The sequence below is a fragment of the Candidatus Pelagibacter sp. genome (assembly GCF_052049775.1).
Lineage (GTDB): Bacteria > Pseudomonadota > Alphaproteobacteria > Pelagibacterales > Pelagibacteraceae > Pelagibacter.
Map to the genome: position 1 here is coordinate 1 of NZ_JBNGZH010000041.1, position 7,294 is coordinate 7,294.

8 protein-coding genes are annotated in these 7,294 nt (G+C 32.7%); 2 read left to right on the forward strand and 6 right to left on the reverse strand.

Annotated elements, in window-relative coordinates; all coding sequences use genetic code 11:
* The 4 genes from rpe to ACTT83_RS05510 form a co-directional block, all read right to left on the reverse strand.
* Positions 1-659, reverse strand: a 659-nt coding sequence (gene rpe / locus ACTT83_RS05495; protein WP_440919100.1) for a ribulose-phosphate 3-epimerase, incomplete at its 3' end; no start/stop codon positions are given.
* A gap of 27 nt (positions 660-686) precedes the next feature.
* Positions 687-1,043: a hypothetical protein gene (locus ACTT83_RS05500; RefSeq protein ID WP_440916640.1), complete on the reverse strand. Its 357-nt coding sequence runs from the start codon at positions 1,041-1,043 to the stop codon at positions 687-689.
* Between the two features lie 69 nt (positions 1,044-1,112).
* Positions 1,113-2,927 carry a sodium:solute symporter family protein gene (locus tag ACTT83_RS05505; protein ID WP_440919101.1) on the reverse strand — a complete coding sequence of 605 codons (1,815 nt, stop codon included), beginning with the start codon at positions 2,925-2,927 and terminating at the stop codon, positions 1,113-1,115.
* Positions 2,928-3,188 carry a DUF4212 domain-containing protein gene (locus ACTT83_RS05510; protein WP_440916642.1) on the reverse strand — a complete coding sequence of 87 codons (261 nt, stop codon included), beginning with the start codon at positions 3,186-3,188 and terminating at the stop codon, positions 2,928-2,930.
* A 125-nt stretch (positions 3,189-3,313) separates the two neighbouring features.
* Here ACTT83_RS05510 and ACTT83_RS05515 point away from each other — a divergent pair, with 125 nt between their 5' ends.
* Entirely contained in the window at positions 3,314-3,937 is a 624-nt protein-coding gene (locus ACTT83_RS05515; RefSeq protein WP_440919102.1) for an esterase, read from the forward strand.
* Here the strand turns inward: ACTT83_RS05515 and acs are convergent.
* Both acs and ACTT83_RS05525 read right to left on the reverse strand, forming a co-directional pair.
* Positions 3,934-6,012: an acetate--CoA ligase gene (gene acs / locus ACTT83_RS05520; RefSeq protein WP_440919103.1), complete on the reverse strand. Its 2,079-nt coding sequence runs from the start codon at positions 6,010-6,012 to the stop codon at positions 3,934-3,936. The genes ACTT83_RS05515 and acs overlap by 4 nt on opposite strands.
* 11 nt (positions 6,013-6,023) lie before the next feature.
* Positions 6,024-6,437 (reverse strand): EVE domain-containing protein, encoded by a 414-nt coding sequence (locus ACTT83_RS05525; protein ID WP_440919104.1) that lies wholly within the window; start codon positions 6,435-6,437, stop codon positions 6,024-6,026.
* A 75-nt stretch (positions 6,438-6,512) separates the two neighbouring features.
* Between ACTT83_RS05525 and ACTT83_RS05530 the strand changes: the two genes are divergently transcribed.
* A partial coding sequence (locus ACTT83_RS05530) for a hypothetical protein (RefSeq protein WP_440919105.1) occupies positions 6,513-7,294 on the forward strand: 782 nt, incomplete at its 3' end.

Sequence of the window (7,294 nt, forward strand, 5' to 3'; positions counted from 1 at the left end):
TATTTTGATTTTAATAATTCAATATTCTTTTTTATATCTCCATTATTACTTTTAAAAATTGTTGTTCCAGAAACGAGTATATTTGCTCCTGCCTCTATTGCCTCTTTTGAATTATCAAAATTGATACCCCCATCAATTTCAATATCAAAATTGAGATTTTTAGTTTTCTGTATTTCTTTAAGTTCTTTAATTTTTACTAAAACTTCTGGCATAAATTTTTGACCACCAAAACCGGGGTTAACACTCATTATTAAAACTAAGTCAATTTCGTTCAAGTGTTCTCTAATTACATCAACTTTAGTTTCAGGATTTAAAGATACTCCGACCTTTTTATTTAATTGTTTTATCTTTGAAATAGATGAACTTAGATCGTCTGTAGCTTCTGGATGAATAGTAATAATATCTGCACCTGCATCAGAATATGCATCGATATATTTGTGTACTGGAGAAATCATCAAATGGACATCAAATATCATTGATGATTGTTTTTTTAATGCTTTTATAACTGGAGGTCCGATGGTTAAATTTGGAACAAAATGCCCATCCATCACATCTACATGAATCATATCGGCCCCAGCATCTTCCAAACGTTTTATTTCGTTTCCTAATTGACTAAAATCAGCAGATAAGATTGACGGTGATATTTGTATTTTTTTCATTGATAACTAAATTACTAGTACCAATTTTTAAAATTTAATTGAATTAAAAAATTGATAAATTTGTCTAGAAATTTCACTTTCCAAAGGAAAAGATAACATTCCCATGACAGAATATCCCAAAATCCATGGCATTAAATAAAATCTTATCATAAAGAAAAACCAAGCAACATACAGTGGAACTATCGGTTGAATAATAAATTCGGGTGTAATCGGCTTAAAAATACGTAGTAATGGATTGGTAAATTTTACGAATACTTTCATAAAAAAAAATTGAGAGTCTTCTTTTTGGAAAATATTCATTGCAACTCTACCAATTAATGTCCACATGATTACCCCAAGTATGTAATCAATGATGTACACCATTGGGTGAAAATTAGCCGACATTTAAGAATTTATATTGGAAAAAGACTTGAATTAAAAGGGGCGAAATTAATCGCCCCTTAAAATAATTATTTAGTGTTGTTTGCCAAGGATCGATTTACCTGATGGTATTCGAACCTCATCAACCATTTTCTGCGTTGCAGCATTTGGTGCTGAAGTCATTAGACTTACAACAACCATAGCTACTAAGCTGACAGCTGAACCAAAGATACCAAATGTTAACTGTGTAATACCTAGGAATCCACTTCCACCTGTTCTTACCCAAACTAGGTAAGCAGCACCAGAAACTAATCCTAAGAACATACCAGCTATAGCACCTTCTTTGTTAGCTCTCTTCCACCATACACCGAGTACAAGTGGGAAGAATAATCCTGACATCGCAAAGTCAAAAGCCCAGATGACTGAACCTAAGATACCTTGAATCTCAAGAGCCGCAATAGTTGCTCCAGCAAAACCAATTACTACAAGTAGTACCCTTGCAACAACCAGTCTCTTAGCAGTCTCAGCTTTTGGATCGATGATTTTATAATAAACATCGTGTGAGATTGCGTTTGCAATTGCTAGAATCAAACCATCAGCTGTTGACATGGCAGCTGCCATACCTCCAGCAGCAACTAGACCTGAGATTACGTATGGTAATCCGGCTATTTCTGGAGTTGCTAACACAACGGCTTTACCACCCATGAAAAACTCATTTAATTCAAGAGTTCCATTACCGTTAAAGTCGCTTACAAACATTAAGTTTGCTTGGTTCCAGTTTTGATACCAATCTATCGCTTGGACTTCTGTAATTGATTTACCAATAATACCTGTTGGTAATGTTGGATCAATCAATGACAACTTAGATAGTGTCGCTAACATTGGAGCAGAAGAATAAAGTAGGAAGATAAAGAATAAAGACCAACCTACTGATTTTCTAGCTGCTTTTACACTTGGAGTAGTGAAATATCTCATCATCACGTGAGGCAATGAAGCTGTTCCCATCATCATCGCTAGTGCTAATGAAATAAACGCCCAAGGCGTTGCATTCACCGCTGAGTGAGCTTTAGTTATACCAGCCAAACCTTTTGGCACCTCTTTTAGATTTTCAGCAGAGTTTTTCACAAAACCAAACTGAGCTTCTAATTCAGCAATTCTTGATACTTCATCAGCTAACATAAAGTGTGGGAAGAAACCCGCACCCATTTTGTTACTGATCCAGAATACTGGTAATAAGTAAGCTATGATTAGTACAATATATTGCGCAACCTGTGTCCAAGTTACTCCTCTCATACCACCTAACATTGAACATAGTAAGATACTTACTAATCCAACATAAACTGCGTATTGGAATGGGATATCAAGTGCAACAGATGCAATAGTACCTGTAGCGTTAATTTGTGCAGTCACATAAGTAAATGATGCGACAGTTAAAACTACTACCGCCATGAATCTACTTAAATTACCACCATATCTTGTACCAATAAAATCTGGAACTGTGTAACAACCAAATTTTCTTAAGTAAGGTGCTAATAAAGATGCAACTAATACATATCCACCAGTCCAACCTACAAGTAGTGCCATATATCCGTAACCTTTGAAGTAAATACCTCCTGCCATTGCAACGAATGATGCACCAGACATCCAGTCTGCTGCAGTTGCCATTCCGTTGAATACAGTCGGCACTTGTCTTCCAGCTACGTAATAAGCATCAGCTTGAGCTGTACGTGATAGATAACCAATTATAGCATAGATGGCTACTGTGAAAGCAACGAAACAAATTCCGATTGTTTTCGCAGTCATACCCATCTGCTCGGCAATTGACATAATGATTATGAAAGCTAAAAAACCACCTGTATAGATTCCATAAACCTTAGGTAAATTGTCTATAAAATTACCTTTAATCATTTAGTCATCCCCTCTTTCTGAGAAGCCGAACTCTTCATCAATTTTCTCCTGTCTGTTCGCAAACCAGAAAATTAAGATTACGAAAGCACCAAGAGAACCTTGACAAGTGAACCAATAAGTTAACGGATAACCAAATGGTCCCGTAACTTCATTCATTTCAGCCCCGAATAAGAAGATGCCAATTGAGAATACAAACCAGATTGCTAGTGTCATGAATAGCAAACCTCTGGATTTTTCCCAGTGTTGTTCTTGTTTTGACATTTATACCTCTCTCTTTTTAGTTATAACTGGCAAAAACCATAACCATTATCGAGGAGATTTAAAGTGTTAAAATTGCTCAAATTAGTCCGATTTATGGGTTATAACTATCAAAAATAGCTTATTTTATGGGAAAATATAAACTTACCTGGAAAGATCTTACCTTGAGGGACTTCAAGATCTATCTATTTGCCCTTTTTAAAGCATTTATCCCTAAAAAAAAAATAAAGTCATTAGATGAATTAGAGGATTTTATTCAAACAAAATCAGCTTGGGTTTCACAAGTTACTTTGTATGGTTATTTAAAGACCAGAATGGGCACTAGGTATGTTCTTCATTTCGAAAATGATGAATTTATGAAGTCAGTTAATTTAGCTAAGTGGAATATCTATGCTGTGGCTTTGCAAGATCTTACGTTTTTTACTTTCTCTTATTTAAAAGCAACTACAAACTATGAAGATACCAATAGGGCTAAAGAAATTTTTTTTAAAATTCTAGACGATGAAATTTCAAACAAAATGCCTTTAGATATTATCGAAAACACCAAAAAAAATTTTGATGAAAGATTTGAGAAAATGAATTGGGATACTTATCATAGTGATCTCCCTTTTAATCCTAGTGCTTTATCTTTATATAAGTGGGCTCCAATTGCTGAGGAGCTAAAAACTTTAGATCGTAAAATAGTTTTGAATTCAGTCATTCTCAAATGGGATGTCGTTAAGAAAGAATTTCAAGAAAGATTAGGTTTCTAAGTATTTTTTCTATTGTCAACTAAACTATCAACAACACTTGGATCAGCTAAAGTAGTAGTATCACCTAATTGACCATGTTCATTTGCTGCAATCTTTCTAAGAATTCTTCTCATTATTTTTCCAGATCTTGTTTTTGGAAGCCCTGGAGTAAAGTGAATCAAGTCAGGAGTTGCTAATGGACCTATTTGTTTTCTAACCCATAATTTTAGTTCTCTTTCAAGATCTCCTGTTTCAGTCTCACCTGCATTAAGAGTTACGTAACAATATAATCCATTTCCTTTAATGTCATGTGGATAACCAACTACAGCAGCCTCAGCAACTTTAGGATGAGCAACAAAAGCACTTTCAATTTCAGCAGTACCCAAGTTGTGTCCTGATACAATAATTACATCATCTACTCGTCCAGTGATCCAGTAATACCCATCTTTGTCTCGTCTGCATCCATCCCCAGTAAAATATTTTCCATCAAATTGAGAAAAGTAAGTATCGATAAATCTTTGATGATCACCATAAACAGTTCGCATTTGGCCTGGCCAAGACTGAGCTATACAAAGTTTTCCTTCTCCAGCACCTTTAATTTCTTTTCCATCTTTATCGACAAGAACAGGTTTAATTCCATAAAAAGGTTTTGTTGCTGATCCAGGTTTTAAAGGTATAGCCCCTGTTTGAGGCGCAATTAAAATTCCACCTGTTTCAGTTTGCCACCAAGTATCAACTATTGGACACTTTGAGTTTCCAACTGTTTTGTAATACCACATCCAAGCTTCTGGATTTATAGGCTCTCCTACTGTACCTAATAATTTTAAAGATTTTCGAGATGTTTTATTTACTGGATCATCACCTTCTCTCATAAGGGCTCTGATAGCTGTTGGAGCAGTATAAAAAGTATTTACCTTATATTTATCAACAATCTGCCACCATCTTGAGCTGTCTGGATAGTTTGGTACTCCCTCAAACATTATTGTGGTAGCTCCGTTAGACAAAGGTCCATAAATTATATAACTATGACCTGTTACCCAACCTATATCTGCAGTACACCAATAAATATCTTTAGGCTTGTAGTTAAATATGTATTGGTGTGTCATGGATGCATAAACCATGTATCCGCCCGTTGTATGTAGTACACCTTTCGGTTTACCTGTAGATCCAGATGTATAAAGAATAAATAAAGGATCTTCCGCACTCATTTCCTCAGGTTCACAATGATTTGGGACATCTTTAATTAGATCATGATACCAAACATCTCTGGCATCATCCCAATATACATAGTTTCCTGTTCTTTTGACAACAATACATTTTTTAACATCGGGACAATTACTTAGAGCCTCATCTGTTGTTGCTTTTAATGGAATTGTTTTTCCACCTCTAACACCTTCATCAGCTGTTATAATATATTCCGATTTACAATCATTTACTCTTCCAGAAATAGACTCTGCTGAAAATCCACCAAATATTATGGAATGTATGGCACCTATTCTTGCGCAAGCTAACATTAAAACAGCCAGTTCGGGTATCATCGTTAAGTATATTGTTACTCTGTCTCCTTTTTGAATCCCTAATTTTTTAAGACCATTAGCTGCTTTTGAGACTTTTTGATGAAGTTGTTTATAAGAAATTTTCTGAGTATCCTTTGGATCGTCGCCTACCCAAATAATAGCTGTTTTATCTTTTTTATCTTTTAAATGTCGATCAATACAATTAGCAGATGCATTTAGAGTTCCGTCTTCAAACCATTTTATTTTAACTTCATCTTTACTATACTTGACATCTTTAATTTTTTTATATGGTTTTATCCATGTAATTCTTTTTCCTTCTTTTTTCCAAAAAGCATTATTATTTTTGATAGAGTCGGTATATTTATTCTGATACTGAGATTTATTAATTAAACCATTTTTGACCCACTCTGGTTTTGTTTTAAAAATTAGTTCTTGTGTTGAGCCCTCATTATTAATTTTAACCTTTTTATTCTTACTTCTAATCTTTTTTTTTCTTTTAAAAATTTTTTTTCTTTTTTTAACCCTCTTTCTTTTTGAGGTTTTTTTTCTTGATTTAGATTTTTTCTTTTTTTTAGGCATAAATATTATTTCTAAATCTTACCCATGTTATTTAAAATTTTCCAGCTTTTAGAGTCTATTGGCATTACAGATAGTCTACTTTGTTTAATCAGTGATAAATGGCTTAATTGCTTGTTTTTCTTAATATCCTCAAGACTTACTGACTTATTTAATTTTTTTAGAAACCTTACTGTTACAGCAACAAATCGACCAGATTTATCTGTCTTGTCTAAATATGCTTCTTTGATAACTTCAACAATGCCAACAATTTCCTTTCCTATATTTGAATGATAAAAAAAACATAGATCTCCTTTCCTCATACTTTTTAAATTTTTTGCAGCTTGATAATTTCTGACACCATCCCAAGGTGCACCTTTAATTCCAGCTTTTTTTTGTTGGTCAATCGACCAAACATCTGGTTCAGATTTGATTAACCAGTATTTCATTTAGATATTATTCCAAGTTTTAGTTATTTTGCAAAGTGTTCATCAATTGTATATAGATCATAGAAAATACATAAAATGAATATAAAAAATTTCATAATAGATAAAATAAAAAATATCAAGAAAACTGATAAACCAAAAATTATAGGTATCGATGGACCCACTGCAGCAGGAAAAACTTTTCTTTCTAAGGAATTAAAATTACTATTAAAAAAAGATTTTAAAACTATCTGGATCTGTCAGCTTGATTGGACTTTAAAAAGTAGAGCTTATAGAACAAATTCTCTAAAGCTATTTAAGAATGAAAATACAAATTTTTATTATGAGTCACAAGATCATATGGATCTTGCACAAATTAAAAAAACTTTAAAAAGAATAAATGAATTTAATTATAAAAAAAATCAATCAATTAATATTAGTCTCAAAGGTTTATATAATAGAGACACAGCAACAAATAATTTATCTATTTCTACAAAAATTAGTAAAGAAAGTCTTATAATTGTAGAGGGTCATTATACCTCAATAACAGAATTAGATGGTGTAATTGATTATAATATTCTTTTGTTAGCAGAAAAAAAAGAACTTTTAAAAAGAAAAATTAATAGAGTAAAACACTATAGAAATAATGAGGATACAAAACAATATTTTAATTTAATTGATGTTCCCTCGTTTATTAATCACCTTTCATTATTTGGATGTAATTATGATTTAATTGTAGACAACACTGACTATAAAAACCCCAGAATTAAGGATGAAAACTATATTCATTCTTGGATGAAAAAACTAATTGGAAAAGAAAACTCTTCTTCAAATAGATATGAAGATTTTATAAAAAAAAACTTTTATTCTAATTTTACTAA

Excerpts from the sequence above, each read along its gene's own strand:
- ACTT83_RS05500 (WP_440916640.1), bottom strand. The coding sequence starts at position 1,043 with ATGTCGGCTAATTTTCACCCAATGGTGTACATCATTGATTACATACTT.
- ACTT83_RS05510 (WP_440916642.1), bottom strand. The coding sequence starts at position 3,188 with ATGTCAAAACAAGAACAACACTGGGAAAAATCCAGAGGTTTGCTATTC.
- ACTT83_RS05525 (WP_440919104.1), bottom strand. The coding sequence starts at position 6,437 with ATGAAATACTGGTTAATCAAATCTGAACCAGATGTTTGGTCGATTGAC.
- acs (WP_440919103.1), bottom strand. The coding sequence starts at position 6,012 with ATGCCTAAAAAAAAGAAAAAATCTAAATCAAGAAAAAAAACCTCAAAA.
- ACTT83_RS05515 (WP_440919102.1), top strand. The coding sequence starts at position 3,314 with ATGGGAAAATATAAACTTACCTGGAAAGATCTTACCTTGAGGGACTTC.
- ACTT83_RS05505 (WP_440919101.1), bottom strand. The coding sequence starts at position 2,927 with ATGATTAAAGGTAATTTTATAGACAATTTACCTAAGGTTTATGGAATC.